The sequence below is a fragment of the Paenibacillus sp. FSL A5-0031 genome, assembly GCF_001956295.1.
GTDB lineage: Bacteria > Bacillota > Bacilli > Paenibacillales > Paenibacillaceae > Pristimantibacillus.
Map to the genome: position 1 here is coordinate 106240 of NZ_MRTD01000013.1, position 23463 is coordinate 129702.

18 protein-coding genes are annotated in these 23463 nt (G+C 46.1%); 12 read left to right on the forward strand and 6 right to left on the reverse strand.

From position 1 onward, the window contains the following. Positions 1-25 precede the first annotated feature (25 nt). On the forward strand, positions 26-1639 hold the full coding sequence (locus BK120_RS22270; protein WP_076269699.1) for an extracellular solute-binding protein: 1614 nt from the start codon (positions 26-28) through the stop codon (positions 1637-1639). A gap of 84 nt (positions 1640-1723) precedes the next feature. On the opposite strand, the gene BK120_RS22275 is transcribed toward BK120_RS22270, so the two are convergent. Beyond that, positions 1724-4024, reverse strand: coding sequence for a helix-turn-helix domain-containing protein (locus BK120_RS22275; RefSeq protein ID WP_076269700.1), 2301 nt, complete (start codon positions 4022-4024; stop codon positions 1724-1726). A 135-nt stretch (positions 4025-4159) separates the two neighbouring features. On the opposite strand from BK120_RS22275, the gene BK120_RS22280 reads away from it, so the two are divergent. Genes BK120_RS22280 through BK120_RS22305 form a run of 6 tightly spaced genes read left to right on the forward strand, consistent with a single transcriptional unit; the run spans position 4160 to position 12529 of the window. Continuing rightward, positions 4160-5545: an alpha-L-fucosidase gene (locus tag BK120_RS22280; RefSeq protein ID WP_076269701.1), complete on the forward strand. Its 1386-nt coding sequence runs from the start codon at positions 4160-4162 to the stop codon at positions 5543-5545. 19 nt (positions 5546-5564) lie between these two features. Further along, a complete protein-coding gene (locus BK120_RS22285) occupies positions 5565-6851 on the forward strand; it encodes an alpha-L-fucosidase (RefSeq protein ID WP_076269702.1) in 1287 nt (428 codons plus the stop codon). Positions 6852-6884: 33 nt separating this feature from the next. Next, entirely contained in the window at positions 6885-7763 is an 879-nt protein-coding gene (locus tag BK120_RS22290; RefSeq protein WP_076269703.1) for a sugar phosphate isomerase/epimerase family protein, read from the forward strand. A gap of 51 nt (positions 7764-7814) precedes the next feature. Continuing rightward, positions 7815-8840, forward strand: coding sequence for a carbohydrate-binding family 9-like protein (locus BK120_RS22295; RefSeq protein WP_076269704.1), 1026 nt, complete (start codon positions 7815-7817; stop codon positions 8838-8840). Between the two features lie 6 nt (positions 8841-8846). Next, a complete protein-coding gene (locus tag BK120_RS22300; RefSeq protein WP_076269705.1) occupies positions 8847-11492 on the forward strand; it encodes a transglutaminase domain-containing protein in 2646 nt (881 codons plus the stop codon). Then, positions 11492-12529 (forward strand): glycoside hydrolase family 18 protein, encoded by a 1038-nt coding sequence (locus BK120_RS22305; protein ID WP_076269706.1) that lies wholly within the window; start codon positions 11492-11494, stop codon positions 12527-12529. Before BK120_RS22300 ends, BK120_RS22305 begins: the two co-directional genes overlap by 1 nt. Positions 12530-12584: 55 nt before the next feature. On the opposite strand, the gene BK120_RS22310 is transcribed toward BK120_RS22305, so the two are convergent. The 5 genes from BK120_RS22310 to BK120_RS22330 all read right to left on the reverse strand — a co-directional run bounded on the left by BK120_RS22310 (position 12585) and on the right by BK120_RS22330 (position 16251). Continuing rightward, a complete protein-coding gene (locus tag BK120_RS22310; protein WP_076269707.1) occupies positions 12585-13628 on the reverse strand; it encodes a hypothetical protein in 1044 nt (347 codons plus the stop codon). Positions 13629-13666: 38 nt separating this feature from the next. Further along, entirely contained in the window at positions 13667-14572 is a 906-nt protein-coding gene (locus BK120_RS22315) for an ATP-dependent DNA ligase (RefSeq protein ID WP_076269708.1), read from the reverse strand. Further along, the gene (ku, locus tag BK120_RS22320; protein ID WP_076269709.1) at positions 14572-15405 is read right to left on the reverse strand and encodes a non-homologous end joining protein Ku; all 834 of its coding nucleotides are present in this window, start codon (positions 15403-15405) and stop codon (positions 14572-14574) included. The genes BK120_RS22315 and ku overlap by 1 nt, the downstream gene beginning before the upstream one ends. 144 nt (positions 15406-15549) lie before the next feature. Next, the gene (locus BK120_RS22325) at positions 15550-15858 is read right to left on the reverse strand and encodes a hypothetical protein (protein ID WP_076269710.1); all 309 of its coding nucleotides are present in this window, start codon (positions 15856-15858) and stop codon (positions 15550-15552) included. 150 nt (positions 15859-16008) lie between these two features. Then, positions 16009-16251, reverse strand: a complete 243-nt coding sequence (locus tag BK120_RS22330) for a hypothetical protein (protein WP_076269711.1) — start codon at positions 16249-16251, stop codon at positions 16009-16011. Between the two features lie 106 nt (positions 16252-16357). On the opposite strand from BK120_RS22330, the gene BK120_RS22335 reads away from it, so the two are divergent. The 5 genes from BK120_RS22335 (at position 16358) to BK120_RS22355 (ending at position 23436) form a co-directional block, all read left to right on the forward strand. Further along, positions 16358-18277, forward strand: a complete 1920-nt coding sequence (locus BK120_RS22335) for a sensor histidine kinase (protein WP_305953901.1) — start codon at positions 16358-16360, stop codon at positions 18275-18277. Next, on the forward strand, positions 18270-19790 hold the full coding sequence (locus tag BK120_RS22340) for a response regulator transcription factor (protein WP_076269712.1): 1521 nt from the start codon (positions 18270-18272) through the stop codon (positions 19788-19790). The genes BK120_RS22335 and BK120_RS22340 overlap by 8 nt, the downstream gene beginning before the upstream one ends. A gap of 195 nt (positions 19791-19985) precedes the next feature. After that, positions 19986-21452 carry an ABC transporter substrate-binding protein gene (locus BK120_RS22345; protein ID WP_076269713.1) on the forward strand — a complete coding sequence of 489 codons (1467 nt, stop codon included), beginning with the start codon at positions 19986-19988 and terminating at the stop codon, positions 21450-21452. An 80-nt stretch (positions 21453-21532) separates the two neighbouring features. After that, the gene (locus tag BK120_RS22350) at positions 21533-22471 is read left to right on the forward strand and encodes an ABC transporter permease (protein WP_179089866.1); all 939 of its coding nucleotides are present in this window, start codon (positions 21533-21535) and stop codon (positions 22469-22471) included. A gap of 50 nt (positions 22472-22521) precedes the next feature. Further along, entirely contained in the window at positions 22522-23436 is a 915-nt protein-coding gene (locus BK120_RS22355) for a carbohydrate ABC transporter permease (RefSeq protein WP_076269714.1), read from the forward strand. The last annotated feature ends 27 nt before the right edge of the window (positions 23437-23463 follow it).

The window sequence follows — 23463 nt, forward strand, 5'->3', positions numbered from 1 at the left end:
TTTTAAAAAAGGGAGAGGGTTTAGGATGAAAAAGCTAAAAAAAGCATCATCTTTGTTACTCAGCATTACGCTGCTTGCTTCCGTATTAGCGGCATGTGGTTCGCCGAACAATGAGGAGAAAACGAATAGCAGCAATACAGGTTCCAAAACGTCCGCGTCCAATACGGCTGACGGGGTTAACAAAGAAGGGTTTCCGGTTGTCAGTAAACCGATTACCTTGAAGATGATGTCACAGGACGTTGGCGTTGCTGACTGGAACAAAATGCCTGTACTACAAGAGATGGAGAAACTGACAGGCATTAAGCTGGAATACCAGAACGCCCCGATCGACAGCTTTGCGACCAAGAAAAATCTAGTATTTGCAAGCGGAGATTTGCCGGATATGTTCTATGCAGCGGATCTGAAACCTGCAGAACAAGTCACTTACGGAACTCAAGGTGTTCTTATTCCTCTTGAAAAATATATTGATGAAGGCTACGCGCCAAATATTAAAAAGATCTTTGATGATAATCCGGACATCCGCAAGTCGTTCACCACGCCAGATGGACATATTTATGCGCTGCCGAACGTTGACTTAGCAGCAGTCTGGTACCGCGGTCCGATGTGGTACAACGGCAAGTTCTTGAAAACTCTTGGGGCAACAGAGCCTAAGACGACAGAAGAGCTGTACACCTATCTGAAGCGTGTTAAGACTGAAGACCCGAATGGAAACGGTAAGCAGGATGAAATTCCGCTCACATCCGACAAACTGAACGATTTGCGCATGTACTTCCTCGGTTTCTGGGGCATTTATGATGAGGTCGTTTATGCCGATAAGGATGGCAAAGTACATTACACGCCACAAGAAGAGGGTTACAAAGGATATTTAACGTTCCTCAACCGTCTATGGAAAGAGGAATTGCTGGACCACGAGACCTTCTCGCAAACAGGTGAACAGAAGAAAGCAAAAGGGAAAAACAATCAAATTGCTTTGTTCAACGACTATTACCCTTACTTTACGCTAGGCGGCGAACCAAGTGAAGACAACCCGTTGATGACGCCAGTGAAAAGTGAAATTGCTGATTCTCCTGTCTATGGCAAGCACCCTGGTATTTCAGCGAATGGTACCTTCGCCATCACAAGCAGCAATCCGGCTCCAGAGGCAACTATGCGTTGGGTAGATTACCTATACAGCTATGAAGGCGCTACCTTGTTCAATCAAGGTCCTGAGAACCTTCTGTGGAAATATAAAAACAAGGAAACGCATGAAAAGGAATGGCTTCCTGTTCCAGGCGGCATTGACCGTGAAGAATACCGCGGAACGATGACACCAAACTATGGGATTCTAACGCCGGGTATGAACTCAAGCGATGTTGCCGTAGGCCTTCGTAGCGAATTCGATCTATGGATCGATAAGCAAAATGCAGAGAAGCTTACGCCAATCGCAAAACCGCCTTACCCTAACGTTTATTTGACAAATGAAGAGCAAACTGAGGCTTCTGCTTTGTTATCTGATCTGAACACTTACGTTACACAGATGGAAGCGAAGTTCGTAACGGGCCAGGAGCCGCTCTCCAATTGGGACAAGTATGTGGAGCAAATTAAAAAAATGGGCGGAAATCGTATTGCTGAGCTTTACCAAAGCGCATACGACAGATAGTACACAGGTAAATAAACCAACAAGAGCATGAACCTAGAAACAGCAAAAACCCGGTCATGCGAAATGCTGACCGGGTTTTGTCTTTTATTCATCGTCCGAATCGGATACCAATTGCGCCTGTTCATTCTCCCAGAATAGCTTGCGGTATTGGCCAGGCGTATATCCGGTTTCTTTCTTAAACTTGCGAATAAAGTTAGGCGTATCCAAATAGCCGACTTGAATAATGATGTCCTTTAGCGGTGCGTTTGTCGTTTTCAGATGATGCATAACCTCTTCCATTCTTTTTTGCCAAATGTATTGGATGAAGTTAAGGCCCATCTTTTCCTTAAATGAACGGCTCACATGTGATGGCGAAATGGCATACTCATATGCAATCGTTTCTAGGCTGAGCGTATGGTCTCTAAAATGCTCATCGATATAGGAGACGATCCGATCAATCTGTGATTGCTCCTCCTTCTGATTGTTGCGCTCCACTTGATTGCAGATTCGGGAGGCGAGATTCAGAAAACCGGTCTCGATTTCATCCAAGGAGTGGCTGTAAATCATGTTAGGAGCCATGTCTTGAATCACATTTTGAATGCCAAGCTCGGATGCGGTTTTTAGCATCGTATTCAAAATGTCAAAGCATATGCAGCGTTTGAGCAGGGCAGACAGCTCGGATGATTGCAGGCTGCGGATCGACGGGCTGATCATTTGTGCAGCTACATCATAGCTTCCTTGCTTCAAGCTTTGAGAAAGCTTGAGCAGCGAATTATTCGGTATCCAAAAGGTATGATCCGGTGTATCTTGCAGCTTCTCGAAATAGGTGATCGTGCCATGACCGCTTGTCGCTTGCAGTTCAAAAGCTGAGCAAGCTTCAATAAAGGACTGATTCAGCTGGTCAGGGCTTGAATAGCAGGTTCCAACGCCAATCGTAGGCGTAACATCGAACGTCTCTAGTATCGTGCAGAGCACCGCTTCAGCAATGTGGCGCACAGGAACAAATTCCTGCTCGGCTTGATCCCTATTAAAGCTGATAATGAGTGCAAGCTGATCCAGCTGAGGGAGCTCTACGCCATAGGCATGAGCAGCCAGCTCCGGGAATTCGATTTGGGAGAGCAGCTCTATCATTTCTTGCCGCTCCTGTCGTTCCTCTTGCGTATCTTCGACTTCATCCCATCCAATCACCATAACAAAGTGATGAGATTGGTCGAAATGAAGATCGAAGGCCTCTTGCAGCTCTGGTGAAAGACTTTGCGCATTCCCATATTTCAGCAGCATGGACAAAAAGTGATTGCGAGCGTATGGCTCTTGAAGATCAACTCGCGAGCTGTATTGCTGCAGCGCTGTTCGTATTCGATCAAGCTCGTTTCCGTTTTCGGTTGATTGATCAGCGGAATGCTTTGGCTTGGATTTGGAATTTGCGAACTCTACAAGCGTAGAGATCGGCAGATATTGCATTCTTGCAAGCACGAGGGCAATCGCCGCTCCAACGACCACAACGATGAGGAACAGCATGACGATGAAGCTGCGGACATGCACTACGCTGCTAAGAAACTGGGAACTTGGCATGACGGTCACATAAGTCCAGCCATTATTTTCTGATTTTACGGATACGATGGAATGCGGCTTGCCATTTAAGGTTTTATCATGAATGCCTGGCGCGAGACTATATAGAGACTGCGCCTCTGCATTCGTTAAGGCTTCGCCCTGGCGATTGTCTACTAGAATTTGACCTTTGTTGTCCAAAATATAAGTCAAGCCTTGATAATTGCCTAGAATCGAATCGATTAAACTCGTAAGCTCTGATTCTTTAATTAGATACATAATCGTTCCATGTGGATTAGGGTTGTACGGCGTAATGGGAACAAGATAAGCGAGCATCGAATCCTGCAAATTAGCGCTTAGGACTACGGTGTCAGCTGGACGCATCGTTGGATATTTAACCGTATTCAAATCTTGAAAAATAGTGTCTTTGCTCCAATTGTGAAAGGTAAAGGTGTTTGCGAATACATCCATGCTCGATAGACCCTTCGCGGAATAAATATTTGCATCCTTGTGAAAATACAAGAACATCTCGCTAATGATAGAGCTGGTCGCTTTGTATTGATCAAGAGCTTGTATGGCTTCACCGCTGTAATAAGAATCGTGAACCCGAAACGGAGTCAGCCTCTTGTCATACGAGACGCGTGAAGCAATTTCACTTAGCTCTTTCATCCGCCCGTCAACAATAACTTTGGCTTGCGTGAGCTGGCCGAGGCGGGATTGCTCAATTTCAGTACGTAGATTGGTTACTGCGTTTTGATAGATAAATATCGTCATAAGTACTAATGGGATAAGCAAAATAAACAAGTAGGACCAGATATATTTTAAAAACAGTTTGGATTTGAAGTAGTTTCGTTTCATCTCGTCTGCCCCCTATGATCGATCAATCCTTTTCGTCGCTACTAATCATAGCAACAAATTTACAATTTGGACATAGAGCAGAAGAAGGCAATGAACGTAAAGCTTACGAAAGTCCTACTATACTTGGAGGTAACCATGAGCGAAATAAAGACGACAGACGAAATAGAGCAAGTTGTTGAGCAAGGTGTCCACAATTACAGCAGCGAAGAGCAATGGGTAAAGCCAGAGAACCCGCTTCTGCAGGAGCGGCTGGAGTGGTTCAAGGATCAGAAGCTGGGCCTTATGATGCACTGGGGGCCTTATTCACAGTTAGGTGTAGTTGAATCATGGGCGCTAAGTGACAAAGATGAGGAATGGTCACGCGATGGTATCGATTGGAATGTAGACGCAGAGGAATTGAAGCGGCAGTATTTTGGGCTAAACAAAACCTTTAACCCGCTTCGCTTTCAGCCTGAGCTATGGGCAGATCTTGCTGCGGAGAATGGCTTTAAATATTTAAATTTTACAACCAAGCATCATGATGGCTTCTGCATGTGGGACACCCATACGACGGATTACCGGATTACGAGCCCAAATTGTCCTTTCCATTCGCATAAGTACGCCGATATTTGCAAGCAGCTGTTTGATGCTTTTCGCGCAAAGGGCTTAGCTATATCTGCTTACTTCTCGAAGGCAGATTGGCATACGCCATATTATTGGGCGCCAGGCATGGAGCGTGGGTCGTTTACCGCGCGCGGGCCTTCCTATGACCCGAAGCAATATCCGCATTTGTGGGAGCAATTCGTGCAGTTCACCCATGCGCAAATTATGGAGTTGATGACGAAATATGGCCGCATAGATATGTTATGGCTCGATGCAGGTTGGGTTAACGATTACCGCGATCAAAACATTCGATTAGGCGAGGTGGTTGAGAAGGCGCGGGAAATTCAGCCTTGGCTGCTCTCGGCTGACCGCACGGTCGGCGGTCCTTATGAAAATGTTATTACACCAGAGCAGACATTGCCTGAGCGTCCGCTTAACGTGCCGTGGGAGAGCTGTATTACGATGGGCACCTCATTCTCCTTCCGTTATGAGGACAAGTATAAGACGGTTCGACAGCTGATCCATCTGCTCGTTGAAATCGTTGCGAAAGGCGGAAACCTGGCATTGAATGTTGGTCCGCAGCCTGACGGCAGGTTGTCGACTACAGCCATTAGCCGTATCAAAGGGATGGGCGATTGGTTGAAGGTTTATGGTGAGGCGATCTATGGAACACGAATTTGTGAGCCTTTTTCTGCTGACAATTGCCACTTTACGAAAAAAGGAGATACGGTCTATGCCTTTTATTTGTACAAGGATGAAAAAGAGGCTGTGAAAGAGGAATTATACCTCCCTATACAGAAGTCTTTCAGCCAGATTGATCTCGTAGGCGGACAAGACCATTTGCAGTACAGCCAAGCAGAAAACGGCATTATTGTCCGTTTGCCAGTGAATGAATGCTCAGAACAAGCACCAATCGCGCATGTGTTTCGGATTCGTTAATCGAGAGGGGTAGTCTGCTATGCAGCAATGGTTTAAGGAAGCTAAGCTAGGTATTTTTATACATTATGGTATTTATGCAGTAGATGGTGTCTCGGAGTCATGGTCGTTCTATAACGGAAGAATGAGCTATGACGATTATATGAAACAATTGGACGGCTTTACGGCTTCGAAGTTCGATGCGGACAAATGGGCTGATTTAATTGAGCAATCGGGAGCGAAGTACGCAGTGCTTACGACCAAGCACCACGACGGCGTAGCATTGTTTGATACACAGTACAGCGACCTTAGCGTTGTGAAGAAAACGCCGGCGAAGCGGGATCTGATCAAGGAATATGCGGAAGCCGTCACGAAAAGAGGGATTCGACTTGGGATGTATTATTCGCTCATCGACTGGTCGCATCCCGATTATCCATCTGTGTTTGAAGGCGGCAAGGTGCCGGATGATTTGAGCAAAGTTAACAAGTTTTCGAGCCCGGTAAACGGTGTTCAGGATGAAGAAAAGTGGAATGCTTTTCTGAAGTTTAACAATGATCAGCTGCGGGAAGTTTTAATGAACTATGGGAAGGTTGATCTTCTTTGGTTCGACGGCGATTGGGAACGCAGCGCTGAGCAGTGGAATTTGCCCGAATTCAAGCAGTATCTGCAATCGTTTAATCCAGACATTATTATCAACTCACGCCTGCAAGGCTATGGGGATTACAAAACGCCGGAGCAAGGGATTCCGATCACACGGCCGGAGGGGCCTTGGGAGTTTTGCACAACCATTAATAGTTCGTGGGGGTATGTGCCGACGGACGATAAATATAAATCATTAAATCAAATCATTCGAATGTTCTGTGATTGCATTACCCTAGGCGGCAACATGCTGCTTGATATCGGGCCGATGGAGGATGGAACGATAGACAAACGGCAAGAGGATATTTTGCTGGGATTAGGCGAATGGATTCGAACGCACGAAGAAGCGGTATTTGGGACAGACGAAGGCATTATGACCCGCTATTATTTGGGCGGCAGCACCATATCCAAAGATAAAAAGTCATTGTATCTGTTCGTGTATGATGATCCGAAAGAGAATGTATGCCTAAAGGGATTATGTAACAAGATCAAAAAAATTACAGTGTTGCATTCCGGCAAAGAGCTTACGCATGAAATTCATGGAGGGGTGCCGTGGTTCAATATTCCGGGGACGACATGGATTCATCTGACAGCGGAAGACACTCACAAGCAAGTGACCGTACTTAAGCTGGAATTTGATGAGGAGCTAGATATGTATGGTGGTTCTGGCGCAGTTGTAACGCATAACTAATCATGTGATCAGTCTACTTAGGAGGAAGAAACGATGAAAATTGGATTAAGTTCTTACAGCTTGCTAAGCGCCATAAAATCGGGAGAGATGAGCATTCTTGATGCCATCTCTTGGATAGCGGGTAACGGCGGCGAGCATATGGAGATTGTTCCATATGGCTATACGCTCGTTGACAACCCGGAGCTGGCGGATGCTGTACGTGAGAAAGCAAAGGAGGTTGGCATTGCCCTCTCCAACTATTCGATGCCGGCGAACTTCGTGCAGGATACGGAGCAATTGTTTGAAGAGGAAGTCGCGCGGGTCAAGCTGCATGTTGATCTTGTGCATCGACTCGGCATGAATCATATGCGGCACGATGTAACCGCCTTCACCATTCCGCAGGAGAAGATGACAATTAGGTGGTTCGAGGAGAACCTGCATCTCATGGTGAAGGGCAGCCAGCTTATCGCGGACTATGCCGCGCAATACGGGATTACAACGACGATAGAGAATCATGGCTTCAGCGTACAGTCCAGCGACCGGGTTCAACGTGTTCTTCATGCGGTAGACCGGCCGAATTTCAAGACGACACTCGATATCGGCAACTTTATGTGCGTGGATGAGAATTCGATCATCGGCGTTAAGAAAAACTTGCCTTATGCATCACTTATCCATTTCAAAGATTTCTACTTCCGTCCATATGATCAGCATCCGGGTGACGGTGATTGGTTTTTGACCTCGAACGGTAACTACTTGCGCGGGGCGATTGTAGGACAAGGGGATATTGAGATCCGTAAAATCGTCAAGCTTATTAAGGAATCGGGTTACGATGGTTATATGACGATTGAATTCGAAGGCATGGAAGAGTGCAAATCCGCCTCCCGCATTGCGATGGACAATCTGCGCCGCTTCTGGCATGAATGTGTACTTTAAGCGAGCTTCATCGTTTTCATAGATTCATAGCAATTCAAACGGAGGGATAACATGAATTTAAGCGGATTGCAGGAGCCGAACATCGAATATGCACCCAAACATTATGTATGTCGCCGCGCGGCGGGGCCGCTCATTCTTGACGGGCGAGTAGATAAGCCGTTCTGGGCAGCAGCGGATTGGACGGACGATTTTGTAGATATCGAAGGCGATCTTCGGCCAAAACCTGCGAAGCAGACCCGCGTGAAAATGCTGTGGGATGACGACTATTTCTATTTTGCGGCAGAATTGATTGAAGACGAGATTTGGGCGACGTTGACGGAGCGGGATTCGGTCATTTTTTATGATAATGATTTTGAAATATTTATTGATCCCGATGGTGACAGCCACAATTATTACGAGTTTGAAATTAACGCGCTGAACACCGTGTGGGATCTGCTGCTGGTTAAACCATACCGTGACGGTGGTCCGCCGATTAACGGCTGGGACATTAGCGGGCTTCAGACAGCCGTACATATTGACGGCGAGCTGAATCGGCCGGAAGCAGCGAATCGGAAGTGGAGCATTGAGGTAGCGATGCCTTGGAAAAGCTTGCGCGAATGCGCGCCTGAAGGCAGAGCGCCAGTGAATGGCGAGTTTTGGCGCGTCAATTTCTCCCGCGTTGAATGGCGCGTTGAAGTGAAGGATGGCGAATACCGCAAGATCATCAATCCGGAAACGGGTAAATCCTATCCAGAGGACAACTGGGTATGGTCTCCGATGGGACTTATTAATATGCATTATCCTGAGCTATGGGGTTATGTCATGTTTGCAGGGGAAGATGGCCCGGATTCGTTCGAACAGCCGCCGGATGAACGCATAAAGTGGGAGCTCCGCAAGCTCTATTATCGTGAGCGCAATTACTTCGCAAGTCACGGTAAATTTACAGCGGATGCGGAATCGTTGATGCATGGCGGAGAGCAGTGGAGCATAACGCCTGTCATTGAGACGACCCGCTCCATGTTCCAAATCACAACGCCGTCTAGCGATGGGAAGTCGAGCTTCTGCATTAGGCAAGACGGAAAGCTATGGAAGGAGTGAGTACGCATGACATTGCAAACCTCTGTATTCTCATTAGAGCAAGCGTCGATGGAGCTGATTGAACGCAAGTTTCGTGAGAAGCAGCTGCTCGCTAAGGCGAGAGAGCATGAGCTGTTTGATATTTTTCAGCAGCCGCTGACGGATGAAGAGACATGGGCGCTCAAATATTTGTACGCCTATATGCCTGTAAACGATATGGCTGATTATGACGGTACGTTGTTTCTAAGCCATGTGCGGCAGACGCTGGACATTCGGGGAAAAGTGCCTTGGGGAAAACGGGTGCCGGATCATCTCTTCCTGCATTTTGTGTTGCCCTACCGTGTGAACACGGAGAACATCGAGGATTCACGCGGTATCTTATACAGTGAACTGGCGGAGCGTACCGCGTCTTTGTCGATGGAGGATGCGATTCTGGAGACGAACTACTGGTGCCATGAGAAGGCGAACTACATTGGCAGTGATCTGCGGACGATCTCGCCGCTTACGATGATTCGAAATGCTCGAGGCCGGTGTGGTGAGGAATCGACACTTGCTGTTGCAGCGCTTCGGAGCATTGGCATTCCTGCTCGCCAAGTATACACCCCGCGTTGGGCGCATTGTGACGATAACCATGCTTGGGTAGAAGCTTGGGCTGACGGGCAGTGGCACTATATCGGCGCCTGTGAGCCTGAAGCTCGCCTTGATCAAGGCTGGTTCACTCCTCCAGCCCGGCGGGCAATGCTGATCAATACTCGAGTATTCGCAAATTACCCTGGCCCTGAGGACATCACGCTTGCGGACAATTGGTTTACAGAAATCAATTTGCTTGAAGGTTATGCGCCTACTCGAAGCATCACTGTCGCTGTGAAGGATGAGCTGAACCAACCGGTCAGCGGCGCGAATGTTTATTTTGAGCTCTATAATATGGCTGAATTTTATCCGATTGCTGAGCTGAAGACAAACGAACTGGGTGAAGCTGCGTTTAAGACAGGCTACGGAGATCTGTTGATTCGTGCTGTGATGGATGGCAAGTGGGGAGAAAAGAAGATTACAGTTAGTGATCGTGTGCGCTTCGAGATCGTTCTGGATCAAGTGCAGCAGCCCGAAGGGATAACTGACTTTGATATGGTTCCACCTCCTGAACGTAATGGCAAAGCTCTCGATGTACTTTCCGAGGAGAAGGTTCAGCGGCATAATAGCCGCCTGGAAGAAGGCACGAACATCCGCAGCAGCTATGAACAAACATTCCTAAGCGAAGCGCAGGCGTCGGATATTGCCGAGGCTGCTGGTCTTCCGCAGGAGCGGGTGTGGGATGTGCTGCGCAAGGCACGGGGAAATAGCCACGAGATCGCAGCTTTCTTGCAGGAACGCTCCGCTGAATTTGGAGAATGGCCGCTAAAGCTGCTGGAGAGCTTGAACGAGAAGGATCTTTCCGATTCGTTCCGCAAGGAGCTTGACGATCATCTCATCGGTTCTCTGTCACAGCGCGGCGAGCTTCCCGAAGACATCTTCTTGCGGTACATCCTTTGTCCGCGAGTGTTATATGAAATGATCGTGCCTTATAAGCATTTTTTCCAAGAGGTGTTCACTGAAGCACAAGTGGCATTGTTCCGGCAAAATGCTGCTGAGCTTGTACGCCATCTGGAGTCAGAGTGGTCGTTGTGGGAGGACCTTCCCAATCTGAAGGGCAGAGGAAACCCAGTTGGTACCTTTAAGATCAAGAAAGGGGATCAGGCTTCTCTCGATATTATGTTTGTGGCGATCTGCCGCAGCATAGGCATTCCAGCACGCTTGCATCCGAGTGAGCATAAGCCGCAATACATGGCGATGGCTAACGGTGGCTGGCAGGATGCAGTATTTGCAAATCGAGCGTTGCTGCAATTGGAGCAGAAGGAAAACGGCAAGCTGCGGCTTCTTAAAGATAACGAGTCATCCGATGAAGCTCCGGCAGCTTCGTACTCTGAGAACTTCACATTCGCCCGGCTGGAGAACGGCATATATAAAACGTTGGTCTACCCTAATGGGAAATCTGATGTATACGATGAGCCGTTCGAGCTTGCGCAAGGCAGCTATCGATTGACCACAGGTATTCGGTTAAAGGATGGCACCGCATGCGTTCGCTTTTCCTATTTTGAGCTGCGTGCAGGAGAACAAATGGATATTCCGCTGACTTTCCGAAGTGCGAAGCAAGGTATTCCAGTACTCGGGACGCTAAACAGAAACGATACGTTTACGATGCAGGGTGGTTCAGACCAATCGATTGGAGAGCTTATCGGCATGAATGGGGCAATTGTTGCTTGGCTGGAGCCGGAGCGTGAGCCTACCAAACATTTATTCCGTGAACTCGGCGAGCTTGCTGAGCCATTGAACAAACTTGGAGCGCCGATTGTGCTTGTCGTAGGTGATTCCGAATGGACGGCATCTTTTGATCCTTCTCGTTATAAGGGGTTGCCTTCGCGTACCGTGTTTGTTCGTGATTCCACTTACGCGTCTTTGCCGGACTTTATAGCAGTGCCGCCAGCTAGCGAAGCGGGTTTCCCGCATTTGCTCGTACTGGATGGCCAAGATCAAATTCGTTACACAGCATCAGGATACAAGATCGGTACGGGGAAAGAAGCATTGCAGATTCTCACTAGCATATGGCAGCAACCAACGAAACGGAGTGATACGTAATGGCAAGTCGAAAATATATTGTGGCGGGTTATGCATCAGATTCGAAGCTTCCAGACATGACGCGGGAAGATTTAACGAAGCTTACCCATTTGAATGTGGCATTTGGCCATGTGCGCAATGATGAAATTATTACAGAGCATTTGCAGTATATTGATGTTCTTCGCAGGATTAAACATGAGCATCCAGAGCTGACTATTCTATTGTCTGTCGGCGGATGGAGCGCAGGCGGGTTTTCTGAAGCTGCATCTACCGCTGAAGGGAGAAGCCGCTTCGCAGATTCGGCGGTTCGTGTATTAACCAACCTTCCATTCGACGGAGTCGATCTCGACTGGGAATATCCTTGTTATGGTGAAGCGGGCATAGCGTCTAGTCCAGATGATAAGACCAATTTCACTCTGCTGCTCAAAACCATCCGCGAAGCTTTGGACGAGAAGGGCGCAAGTGACGGGAAACATTATCTGCTAACGATTGCAGCAGGCGCGGATCAATATTATGTAGACGGTACGGAAATGGATCAAGTCCAGCAATACTTGGATTTTGTTCAGCTGATGACCTACGATATGCGCGGTGGATTTCAAATTTTAACGGGGCATCATACGAATCTGTATACACCAACTGGGGATTTATTCCGCATCAGTACGGATGCATCCGTTAACCTGTTTATCCGAGCAGGCGTGCCGAAGGAGAAGATCGTTATAGGCGCGGCGTTTTATACTCGGGTTTGGCATAACGTTCCTAATCGCGCGAATGGGCTTCATCAAATGGCGGGCAGCACAGGCGGATATGGACCAGATTTCACCAAGCTTGCAGCGGAATACATTAATAAAAACAATTATGTTCGATATTGGGACGACGAAGCGAAGGCGCCTTACCTCTACGACGGAAGCAGCTTTATCTCTTACGACGACGAACAATCGCTGCATCATAAATGCGAGTATGTTAAGGCGAGTGAGCTTGGCGGCGTAATGTTCTGGGAATACAGCTGCGATGAAACGCACCGCTTGCTCCACGCGATATATGAAGGGCTTAAGGAGTAGCTGGATTGGGAAGTTGCTTTGTGGTATCGGTGTGGCTCTGAAGCACAAGTGGAAGTCAGTTTTTCAAAATAAGCCTACTTTCTAGTCCTATTTCCGCGAAAAGCTGATGTTTGTTGAAAATAGGACTAGATCCTAGCGCTATTTTTACTGAATCAACGTGTAGCGGGGCATTTGGCGGGTTGTGAGTGGAAATAAGCCTACTTTCTAGTCCTATTTCCGTGAAAGGTGCTTGTTTGTTGAAAATAGGTCTAGATTTTAGCGCTATTTTTACTGAATCAACGTGTAGCGGGGCATTTGGCGGGTTGTTAGCAGAAATAAGACTATTATCTAGACTTATTTCTGCGAAATGCTCATGCTTGTAGAAAATAGGACTAGATTCTAGCGCTATTTTTACTGAATCAGCGAATAGTGGGGTATTTGTCGGGTTGTTAGCAGGAATAACACTATTTTCTACTCCTATTTCCGCGAAAAGCTCATGTTTGTTGGAAATAAGTCTAGATTCTAGCGCTATTTTTACTGAATCAACGTGTAGTGGGGCATTTGGCGGGTTGTGAGTGGAAATAAGACTATTTTCTATCCCTATTTCCGCGAAAAGCTGATGTTTGTTGGAAATAAGTCTAGATTCTAGCGCTATTTTTACTGAATCAACGTGTAGTGGGGCATTTGGCGGGTTATGAGTGGAAATAAGACTATTTTCTAGTCCTATTTCCGCGAAAAGCTCATGTTTGTAGAAAATAGGTCTAGATTCTAGCGCTATTTTTACTGAATCAACGCATAGTGGGGCATTTGGTGGGTTGTTAGCAGGAATAACACTATTTTCTAGTCCTATTCCCGCGAAAAGCTGATGTTTGCTGAAAATAGGACTAGATCCTAGCGCTATTTTTACTGAATCAACGCATAGTGGGGCATTTGACGGGTTGTGAGCAGAAATAAGCCTACTTTCTAGTCCTATTTCTGTGAAAGTTGCATGTTTGTTGAAAATAGGACTAGATTCTAGCGCTATTTTGACTGAATCGACGCATAGTGGGGTATTTGTCGGGTTTGGGCGGAAAAGTGTAAGAGGAGGTTGTCCCGCAAGTAATATGACCTTGTGGGGCAACCGCCTCTTTATTCGTCTGAGCAAACTTTACATCAGCGCTAAACCTCGCCGCCTCCCGCACCAAAACCTAGCAGTTTCGGTTGGCGAAGCAGGCCCGTATCGGTAAACTCGAGTGCGGTCACCCTGCATGGGAAATGTACGGCAAGCCAGACTACGTCGGATTTCTTCATGCCTTGCGATAGCGACGGGAAGGGGCAATCTCCCGGGTGGTCATGCATGAACTGGAGCAGCAGTTTTTTGGACGCGTTGTCGAGCCCCGACACATGCCCAATATATTTATTCTCATATTGCAGCACGAGGCTCGACACAAGGCCATCCCTTAATTTCACCCCAACAACGTCCGCGACGATTCGTACTTCCTTCCGCTTTTTGAACCAATCCTTATGGCCTTTGCCCTCGCTGTAAGGACTATCCAGACGCTTCGATATGAGCCCTTCCCACTCCCGCTCGATAAGCCATTCCCATAAGGACTGACCATCATCAAACAAGTCGGTGACAAACAGCCGCGGCGATTTTTCAGGAAACTTGGCAGCAAGCCGGCTGTAACGATCACGGAAGGGAAAGCTGCGCAAATCTTCACCGTTATCATTGAGCATATCAAACATGACGAATAAGAGATCATCATTGCCTGACCTTTTCTGTACGCCTAGGCGGCTGCGCTGAAAGTTTGGACGAGTGCCGTCAAAATAGACGATTTCACCATCAAGGATGCAAGGCCCAACACGCAGCGGCGACAAGAGATCTACAATTTCAGGGAAAGTGGTATTTCGCGGCTCTACTCGTTTGGAAAATAGTTCAACACCGCCGTTGCCATCTAATCGAGCGAGTGTGCGAACGCCATCCCATTTGATTTGATATCCCCACTCCGAGCCCTTAGGGATATTTGGTGAAGTGACTGGCGCCATAGGCACCTTCGGCAGAGGAAGCAAAGACATCGTGTTCATTATCCGGCATCCTTCGTTTTTCTAGTGGTGCTCTTCCTTTTCTTTGGAGCAGCAGGTGGCGTTTTGGCCGCTTCAAGGGAAGCTTGCAGCGCAGCCATCAAATCAATGACATTCGTCCGACCAACAGCCGGAGCCGAAACCATATCAACGCTTTCGCCCGCCATTTTATGCTGAATAGCTTCTAGCATGGCAGCCCGGTAATCATCGGTATATTTCTCAGGATGAAACGGTTCAGACAACTGCTCAATGAGCTGTTTGGCCATTTGCAGTTCCTTTTCATTGACATTAGCAAACCCAGGCAGGTTAGGCACTTCTGCTAGCGGCCGAATTTCATCAGGATAATGCATCGTCTCCATGCATAAGCAGTTTCCGACAACGCGAATCGCCGCCAAGCTGCTTTTGCTGCGGATCGATATTTTGGCGATGCCGATTTTACCTGTTTGTTTGATCGCTTCAAGCAGCAGCGTATAAGCTCCAGCCCCTGACATGTCGGGGGTGAGGTAATAAGCTTTTTGATAATAGAGAGGATCGATATCCGTTAAATCGACAAAGTCGAGAATTTGAATAACCCGTGCAGATTCAGGCTTTAGCGCTTCAAGCTCCTCTTCATTAAAGAGGACAAACTTGTCCTTCTCGTATTCAAAACCTTTAGCGATATCCTCTGGTTTAACGGCTTCATCACAGTGAGGACAAGTTTTCACATAGGAAATAGGCATGCCGCAAACCTTATGTATTTGGCGAAAATGAACATCCTTATCTTCTGTTGCTGTAAACATTTTTACAGGCACATGAACCAACCCAAAGCTAATCGCACCTTTCCAAACTGTATGCATACAATCCCCGCCCTGCTTTTTTTCCATAGGATGCGCGCGTTTGGTTAAAGTATACGAGGAATGGACAATCTCACCATATCAAGCCGATAACAAAAAGACCCTTCGCAAGCTCATTTGAACTTGTGAAAGGTCTCTATGCAAAAGCTATTTATCGCTTTTTTGCTCGTTTTTGGAAAGCTGCTGCCGAAGCTCTGCATTTTTTGCTGCTAATTGTTTAGTTAAAGCAGCCTGCGAAGCTTCAATTCTGGCTACTTCTTCGTTTAATTTCGTAATTTGAGTCATCTTGCTGCTAAGGTCGGTGGGGGAAGAGCTCATTTTAATGTTTTTTTGCAGTTGTTTTATTTTAGAGAGAGCTTTCTCTTTTTTGCTTTTATCGTTGCTGGTTTGCTTTTGCATGTCAGCGATTTCTCTTTTTAAGCGGCTGATAATGGATGTTGTGAAGCTAATGGACATAAGGGCACCTCATAATCGTATAGTGTTGCATCGCCCCATTTTACTATAAATCGCTCGTTTAAGCGAGAAAGAAAGACCCTGAAGAATGTCACCAACATAAGGTGCTCTCCCGGGTCTCCGTTCATGCAAACGGTTTAGGCTGCTGCTAGTTTATTGATTGAGATCTTGTTTGTGTTCCTGACTGTCCATGTTGTTCACGCTGTTCATGCTTTTCTTGCGAACGGTCGGTCTAATAAATCGTCCAAGAAGCATAAATAATGGCGAGGTTTCGAGTTCGACAAGATTGAGCATCTCCGCCCAGTTAAAGATGACCAGAAACGGCAGTAATCCAATGGCCAGTATGCCGAATATCAGTCCGACGGAAACATTTCGAAGCATTTTACCAATTGTCATGCTCTCATCTCCAATCTTGCGGATTCTCTCACCTTTACATTATACGCCCCTTCCGAGGCGCCATTCAACCGTACCCTTCAATTGCCGATTAATAAGGAGCATACTTGTGCCAGCAAATCATACTGAAGTATTATTAAACCTTGTACCCCATATCGTGAACTCCGATCAACCTATAGAGCAGCGATCATTCACGGGAAAGGAGCTTATTTTGAAGGCAAAAAGCTTGTACCACAACTATGTCAAAAATAATCTTTTCATGAAAATGATTTTGTTGTTTGCATTGATCACAACAGTGACGATCGTAACCTTTTCGTATTTTATGTTTAATGTCATGTCGGAATCGATTGTACGCAATGAACTTGAAAATCAGAAAAAAGCGATCGATAGCGTGAATAGCTACATGGCTCGTAAATTTGAATCGGTGGAGTCCATTATGCTTGATGTGTATCGGAATGAAGCCTTATCCCTTCATCTTACTTACTTTCTTCAAAATCCGTTCGAGGATTACATCAATTATCAATTGGATCAATATGCCTCTTCTATTAATATCGACATGCCGAAGGGGCTGGATTATTTTGAAAATAAGGTTGAAAATGATGCCGATATCGAGAACCTGCTGCTGTACAGCTCGGAAAAGCAGTTTTTGTACGCATACAAGCAGGGGCATGTAACGAAGTTAATATCTACGAATGCCGCACATTCCTATATCCCGGATGCCATGGCGATGGAAGCAAGTAAAGTAACGCTGCCGAATGCATGGGTACGAACGGCAATTGGACAGCAGGATCCCAAGCTATTCGCGATACGTGTCCCCATTACGGACAAAAATACGTTAAAAAACCTAGGACAGCTGCTCGTTTATTTTAACTCAGAACGGATTCAAAAGGCACTTGAGAGCTATAAAGAGCAACTAAAGGGCTATATTCTTGTCCTTGGACCAACAGGGGAAGTGCTCTTCGATTCCTCAGACAACTTTTATGGTAAACGGTACCCTTATATCGATAAAATTGATTCCTTGAATGATACTGTAATGCTTGAGCAGGAATCTTATGTCAAAATGTTCACGCAAACCGAAGCGGGTTATACCGTAGTTGGTGTAGCGCCGAAGGCGGAGGTTGCTGCTGCCTATCAAGGCTTGAAGCACACGATTACATTAATTAGTATCATTTGTATCATTATGGTGCTGCTGGTTCCGACCTTGGTTGTTATCAATTTCGCGAAACGAACGAATAAAATAATACGATTTATGCGCAAGGTGGAGAACGGCGACTTGTCCGCACGCATCCAAGACGAGAAAGAGGACGAGCTTGGGCAAATTTCCAGAAGCTTTAACGATATGCTCGGCGAGCTGACAAAGCATATCGATCGCGTCTATAAAGCGGAGATTAAACAAAAGCATACAGAGCTTGCTGCTTTGCAGGCTAGAGTGAATCCCCACTTTTTGTACAATACGCTCGAAGTGATTCGGATGCGGGCCGTATCGCAAGGAGCGAAGGACGTAGGTGAAATGATATATAGCTTATCAGTGTTATTCAAAAGCTTCGTTCAGCCCAAAGGTGAAAACACGCTCAAGGATGAGCTAGAAACTTCGCGGCTCTATTTGGAGCTGTTTCGGATTCGTTATAAGGACAAGCTGTCTTACGAAATTCATTGCGATCAGAGCTTGGCTAGCAAAAATATAATGCGAATGGCACTGCAGCCGATCATTGAAAATTATGTTGTGCATGGTCTAGAAGCTCGCAGGCCGGATAACCAAGTGAAAATAAATGTTCGGCAGATAGAGGATCGCATACAAATTCAAGTCGAGGATAATGGCAGAGGCATAGCGCCTGGGAGACTCGAGTCCATTCGTGAGTCGATGGACACGCTGGAGGAAAGCGGCGATTCCTTTGGTCTTCGCAGTGTGCATGAGAGACTGAAGCTGCTGTACGGAACGGAATATGGTGTTGAAATTAACAGCACGCCAGGCGTCGGAACGATCGTAACGATTGAATTCCCAGTGCTAGAGGAGGCGCAGCATGTATAGAGTATTTCTTGTAGATGACGAGCCGTTTATTATAGAAGGCTTGTACGATATTATCGATTGGGCGGCGTTTGGCCTTGAAATCGTCGGTTCAGCGGAAAATGGCCAGGATGCGCTTGAAGCGTTAAAGGAGTCGTCGGCTGATATTTTGCTTACGGATATTTCAATGCCTGTGATGGACGGCTTAACTTTGATTCGTGAAGCAAGACAATTCCGGCCGGATTTGAAGGTCATTATTTTGAGCGGCTTCAACGAATTTGACTATATCAAGTCAGGGCTAAAGCTTGGTGTGGAAAATTATTTGCTTAAACCGATCAATATTGACGAGCTGCAGGAGACGCTGGCTAATACGATCGACAAATTGAACACAACAAGACCTGACCGATTATTTAGTGATTATGATATTCGCATTCTTAGGGATAATATATTGTATCGGTGGCTGACTGGACGCATTGCGCCAAATGAGCTGATCGAACGTACCGATATGCTTGAAATCCGGCTGGATGCTCCTTATCTTGTGACGGCGATTATTCGAACGGAAAGTCAGTTCGAGCCGTCCTATGAAGCCGTACAGCGGCTTGCCATGGAAGACCCGTCGATGCTGCCGTTTGTGGACATTGATGGCGACTTGGTTATCGTGTTTATGCTGGAGGACAAGGAGCTGGGTAAGGAAAAGGCGATGAGCATGCTTGAAAATATGCAGAAGCGGTTCGCTCCGAGCCCGATGCGTATTTCGCTTGGCAGTGTGGAGGCGGTAGGCGAGGGTGCGCCGCAGAGCTACGCGCATGCGAAGAAAGCGCAGGAATATTTTTTATTGTCCGACGAGCCGGCTATTTTGGACTATAGCTTGTTGCCTTTGAAGAACAGCATTGAGAATGTAACGTCGCAGCCGCTGAATTGGTCCTTATTCTCGAAGCTGATTAAGGCGAAGGATCTAGTGCAGCTTCATGCGGCGATCGATGCTGAATTTGAGCATTATCAGACGCTGGACGGCGTTACGCCGGAATATATTCAAAGTATGGCCATTGAGATGATGATACGGTTCAAAATGGAGCTCAAAGAAATTAAACAGGCAGATCAGCCTGAGCTGTTCAAAGCAGGTTTCACGCAAATCATGCAAGCCGAGACGATTGAGGGGCTCTCCTCCGTCGTCAAAGAAGCAGCTACCTTGACGGTGGATTCGCTTATGCGCGACGTGAAAAGCCCGATCATTCAGCTGCTGCTCGGATATGTGCATGAGAACTATGCACAGGCGCTGTCGCTCAAATCGCTCAGCCAGCAATACAACATCCATCCTGTTTATCTCGGACATCTGTTTCAGAAGGAGACAAATGAAACCTTTACCGAGTACATAAACAAATATCGAATAGGCAAGGCTAAAGAAATGTTGAAGGAGACGAATCTGAAGGTGCAGGAAATTGCGCTGCAGGTCGGCTACTGGGAAACTGGATATTTTTACAAGCAATTTAAGAAATATGTTGGCATTTCGCCGACTGATTACAAAGGACTACTCTAATGCAAGATGGAGTTGTCCTTTCTTTCTTTAATTTGTACACCATACCTTTAATTTGTTCCCTATTTGAAAACCGTTACATCCGTTATTTTTAAGTTAGCCCTAAAACGCATCGCGAATTAAGGTCAGAGCAATAAAGTAAGCGTATGCTTACGCAATTGGATTGTGCTTCGTAACTAGACATAGGGAGGACTTACAATGATTAGAAACAAAAAGAGATTTATGCCGGCGCTTGCGCTGATGCTGGTCATGTCAATCGTGCTTAGCGCGTGCGGCGGAAGCAAAAACGAAGGTGAAGGCACTGCCGAGAAACCAGTAGAACTGCTCTGGTACACCATTGGTACGCCTCAAAAAGATGTGGACAAGGTTATGCAGGAAGTAAGCAAATATACAGCAGAAAAAATTGGTGTTACGGTCAAAATGAGCATGATCGACTGGGGCGATTACTCACAGAAGCTGCAAGTTATGACGGCTTCCGGTGAAGCAGTAGACATTATGTTTACGTCTTCATGGGCGTTTGACTACGTGCAGAACGCAAGAAAAGGCGCATTCATGCAAATCGATGATTTGTTGAAATCGCACGGACAAGGCATCGTTGATACACTTGATCCTGCTTTCCTTGAAGGCTCCAAAATTGACGGCCACAACTATGGTATCCCTGCTAACAAAGAGCTGCCAGCACAAGAAGTATGGCGCTTTAACAAGCAGTATGTAGACAAGTACAAAATCGATATTTCAAAAGTGAACACACTTGAGAGCCTTGAGCCATTGCTCAAAACGATCAAAGAAAACGAACAAGGCGTATATCCTTTCGCGGTTGATAAAAACCAAATGCCTTACGTGCCATATGACTATGTAATCGAGAAGCTTCCAATGGCTGTTTCCCTCGATACAAAGGATTACAAATTGGTTAACGTTCTAGATACACCAGAAATGAAACAAGCTTTGACTACAATGCACAAATATTATAAAGCTGGCTACATTCCGACTGAAGCAGCAACAATGGATTCGATGACAGATGTTCAAACGACTGGCAAATGGTTCTCAGACCGTGCGACAACTCAGCCTTTCGCTGACAACCTATGGTCTGCAAGCTATGGCTACCCAGTAGTTTCAACACCAGCAAGCAAAGCGCTTATTTACAACTGGTCTGTTATGGGCTCGATGCAAGCTATTTCGGCTAACTCGAAATATCCGGAAAAAGCAATGGAATTCCTAAACTTGCTTAACACAGATCCAGTGCTTCGCAACATGATTGATTCCGGTATCGAAAACGTTCACTACAAGAAAACAGGCGACAATGTTATGGAAAACCTAGATGAGTCAAAAAACTATGACATGCCAACATTCTCACTCGGTAACGTAATGCTTACGTACTTGAATACAACAGATCCTACGAACAAGTGGGAAGAGTTCAAGAAGTTTAACGATGCAGGAACACCAGCACCTCTTCTTGGCTTCAACTTCGATCCGTCGAAAGTAACGACTGAAATTGCTTCCGTACAAAACGTAAGAGAAGAGTTCTGGGCACCGCTTATGACAGGAACAGTTGATCCTGAGACTTACATCAAACGTGCAAATGAGAAATTTAAAGCAGCTGGACTTGATAAAATCATGGCTGAAGCACAACGTCAGCTTGACGAATGGAAAGCGGCGAACAAGTAAACATGAGGGAGGTATGAAGCGAATGCACGGCATTCGTTTCATACCTTTGCTTATTAATCTGACAACTGAGAGGTGATCACGTGGGAGCCATAGGACGGTTTTTTAAAGATATTAATAAAAATAAAGCGATGTTGATTATGGTGCTGCCGGCAACAATCTGGTTCATCTTCTTCTCTTACTTGCCGATGGCCGGTATGGTTATTGCGTTTAAGGAATACAGATACAGCCGGGATGGATTTCTTGCCAGCATTATCGAGAGCAAGTGGGTAGGCCTGCAAAACTTCAAATTTCTATTCAGTACCAATGATGCTTACATCATTACACGCAATACCGTCGTTTATAACATCTTCTTTATCGTGCTTGGTCTAGTCATTGCCGTTGCAATGGCGATTATGCTGGCTGAGATTACGAACAAGAAATTAGCAAAAGTATATCAAACAGGTATGTTTCTTCCATACTTCTTATCATGGGTTATCGTCGGTTATTTCGTATTCAGCTTCCTGAGCTTGGATAAAGGCGTTGTGAACCAAGTGTTCAACTGGTTCGGCATCGATCCGATAAACTGGTACTCTGATCCAACCTATTGGCCGATTATTATCGTCGTCGTATTTCTTTGGAAATCAGTCGGCTACAACAGTGTCATCTATTTGGCAGCCATCATGGGTATTGATAAATCCCTTTATGAAGCGGCAATGATCGATGGCGCAAATAAATGGCAGCAAATTCGCAGCATTACGATCCCGATGCTTACACCGCTCATTACAATATTGACGCTGCTTGCAATCGGTAAAATCTTCTATGCGGATTTCGGACTGTTCTATCAAGTGCCAAGGGACTCTGGAACACTCTACAGCGTAACGAATGTTATCGATACTTATGTGTATCGCGGCTTGAAATCAACTGGTGAAATCGGCATGAGTACAGCAGCAGGCTTGTATCAGTCGATCATTGGATTTGTACTCGTTATTACATCGAACGGAATTGTTCGTAAATTCAACAAAGACAATGCTTTGTTCTAGTCTAAAGGCTTTACTGTTGGAACAAGCATTGCGCAGGGAGGAAAACCGCTATGTCCGCTCAAACGAAAACCCGCGACTTTCATAGGTTGACGCCCATTTGGAATATAGGATTCCATTCCGTGGCTGGTATTTTTGCATTGTTATGTGTATTTCCTTTTCTATTCGTCACCATCATTTCGTTTACGGATGAGGCGACGTTAGCTAAAAACGGCTATTCGCTTTTTCCTGAAAAATGGAGCTTTGAGGCTTACAGCTATTTATTTAAAGCGGGGGATCAACTGCTTCGCTCTTATGGGGTAACGATAGCTGTTACCGTTATTGGTACTGTCATTGGTGTTGTATGTACAGCGCTTTTCGCTTACGCAATCTCACGTAAAAGCTTTAAATATCGCGGTTTCTTCGCATTTTTCGCCTTTTTTACGATGCTATTTAACGGTGGTCTCGTGCCGTCTTATATTGTAGTTACACAGCTGCTTGGACTTAAAGATTCCATTTGGGCGCTTATTTTACCGCTTGCGGTCAACGCCTTCTACATTATGATCCTTCGGACATTCTTCTCGACCATGGTGCCAGATGCTATTATAGAATCAGGCAAAATCGATGGTGCGGGAGAGTTTGGAACCTTCTTCAAGCTGGTGCTGCCTTTGTCGCTTCCAGGGCTTGCAACCATCGCTTTGTTTAGTACACTAGGCTATTGGAATGATTGGTTTAACGCCTTGCTGTACATTAACACGCCGAATTTAGTGCCGCTTCAGTCGATGCTGATGCGGATCGAGAATAGTATGCAATTCATTATGCAAAACTCGCAAAATGCGTCGCTCAGCACCGGTTTGCTGCAGTCGATGCCGCAGGATACTTCGCGTATGGCGATGGTGGTGCTGGCAACAGGCCCAATCGTATTCGCTTATCCTTTCTTCCAAAGATATTTCATTCAAGGCTTGACGGTTGGTGCCGTTAAGGAATAATTACGAATCCTATTTCTAAAGGAGCAA

Coding starts and splice junctions, on each gene's coding strand:
- BK120_RS22270 (WP_076269699.1), top strand. CDS start 26: ATGAAAAAGCTAAAAAAAGCATCATCTTTGTTACTCAGCATTACGCTG.
- BK120_RS22275 (WP_076269700.1), bottom strand. CDS start 4,024: ATGAAACGAAACTACTTCAAATCCAAACTGTTTTTAAAATATATCTGG.
- BK120_RS22280 (WP_076269701.1), top strand. CDS start 4,160: ATGAGCGAAATAAAGACGACAGACGAAATAGAGCAAGTTGTTGAGCAA.
- BK120_RS22285 (WP_076269702.1), top strand. CDS start 5,565: ATGCAGCAATGGTTTAAGGAAGCTAAGCTAGGTATTTTTATACATTAT.
- BK120_RS22290 (WP_076269703.1), top strand. CDS start 6,885: ATGAAAATTGGATTAAGTTCTTACAGCTTGCTAAGCGCCATAAAATCG.
- BK120_RS22295 (WP_076269704.1), top strand. CDS start 7,815: ATGAATTTAAGCGGATTGCAGGAGCCGAACATCGAATATGCACCCAAA.
- BK120_RS22300 (WP_076269705.1), top strand. CDS start 8,847: ATGACATTGCAAACCTCTGTATTCTCATTAGAGCAAGCGTCGATGGAG.
- BK120_RS22305 (WP_076269706.1), top strand. CDS start 11,492: ATGGCAAGTCGAAAATATATTGTGGCGGGTTATGCATCAGATTCGAAG.
- BK120_RS22315 (WP_076269708.1), bottom strand. CDS start 14,572: ATGAACACGATGTCTTTGCTTCCTCTGCCGAAGGTGCCTATGGCGCCA.
- ku (WP_076269709.1), bottom strand. CDS start 15,405: ATGCATACAGTTTGGAAAGGTGCGATTAGCTTTGGGTTGGTTCATGTG.
- BK120_RS22325 (WP_076269710.1), bottom strand. CDS start 15,858: ATGTCCATTAGCTTCACAACATCCATTATCAGCCGCTTAAAAAGAGAA.
- BK120_RS22330 (WP_076269711.1), bottom strand. CDS start 16,251: ATGACAATTGGTAAAATGCTTCGAAATGTTTCCGTCGGACTGATATTC.
- BK120_RS22340 (WP_076269712.1), top strand. CDS start 18,270: ATGTATAGAGTATTTCTTGTAGATGACGAGCCGTTTATTATAGAAGGC.
- BK120_RS22345 (WP_076269713.1), top strand. CDS start 19,986: ATGATTAGAAACAAAAAGAGATTTATGCCGGCGCTTGCGCTGATGCTG.
- BK120_RS22355 (WP_076269714.1), top strand. CDS start 22,522: ATGTCCGCTCAAACGAAAACCCGCGACTTTCATAGGTTGACGCCCATT.